The sequence below is a fragment of the Flavobacterium sp. UBA5153 genome (assembly GCA_002413745.1).
Classification (GTDB): domain Bacteria; phylum Bacteroidota; class Bacteroidia; order Flavobacteriales; family Flavobacteriaceae; genus Flavobacterium.
On record DHXP01000033.1, the window covers coordinates 2412 to 3587 of the forward strand.

Genomic DNA, 1176 nt, shown 5'->3' on the forward strand with positions numbered 1-1176 from the left:
ATTAAAAACAGTTTAAACTTGGAGGAGCAAGCAAAAAATTTTCAAAATGAGAATTTATTTTTCGAAGAAAAAAAAGAAAAAAGTTCCGCAAAAAAAGAAAAAGATTTAAAGCCAACAAACGATGAAGTCAAATCCTATTTCCTCGAACAAAACTTTCCCGAACTCGAAGCCAATAAGTTTTTCAATTATTTCTCTAGTATTGGCTGGCTAGTCGGTGGCAAAACCCCAATGCTCGATTGGCAAGCCGCAGCTCAAAACTGGATGCTCAACGCCAACAAATTCACAACTTACGAAAAACCTCCCGACCGAGCAAAGCACCTCAATATCGGTAACGACAAAGACTATTCAGAGCCATTGTAGCTGTCATTGCAAGGAACGAAGCACCCGAGCAAAGCGAACAGAGCGTAAGCTAATTTCATTCCGTCATTTCGAGTGATTTTTAAGTTTTTCACTTAAAAATTGTATCGAGAAGCTTTACTAAAATAAATTTCATTGAATGGAAACAGAAATAAAAACCCACTACAATTACCAAGAAGTAATCATTTGGCTTGAAAAAAAGGGCATTGAATTATATGGAAATCATTTCAAAATCCTTGAAAGCGATTACCCAATAATTTACAAACTCATTGCCTATTTCCTTAAGGATGAAGTAACTTGTTATCAATACAACATAGATCTCAACAAAGGAATATTGCTTTCTGGACCAGTAGGATGCGGAAAAACAACCCTAATGAATCTTATGAAAACCCTAACCTCAACCGAACATAAATTTTATATAAAACCCTGCCGGGACATTAGTTTCGAATTTATCCAGGACGGTTACGAAATAATCCAAAAATACAGCAAAGGAAAACTATATCCCGACCCAAAAACCATTTGTTTCGACGATTTAGGCACCGAAAAGAACCTCAAATACTACGGCAACGAGTGTAATGTAATGGCAGAAATAATACTCTCCAGATACGACATTTTCATATCCAAAAAAATATACACCCACATCACCACTAACCTCTCAGCCTCCGAAATAGAAACCGCCTACGGCAACAGAGTCCGCTCCCGTCTCCGAAATATGCTAAACCTCATCGCCTTCGACAAAAGCACCAAAGACAAACGATAATCTCACTATTTACTTCTCACAACTCACTCTTTAGCAATGAAAAAAATCACCACCTTCTG

General features: G+C 37.2%; 1 protein-coding gene and 1 pseudogene. Both read left to right on the forward strand.

Annotated features, from left to right (window positions below; genetic code table 11):
* Nucleotides 1–360 (forward strand): annotated as a pseudogene (locus B2145_RS07135) (transcriptional regulator); the annotation flags it as partial.
* Nucleotides 361–496: 136 nt separating this feature from the next.
* Complete coding sequence (locus tag B2145_RS07140) at nucleotides 497–1117, forward strand: AAA family ATPase (protein WP_291100224.1); 621 nt, start codon at nucleotides 497–499, stop codon at nucleotides 1115–1117.
* Nucleotides 1118–1176 lie beyond the last annotated feature (59 nt).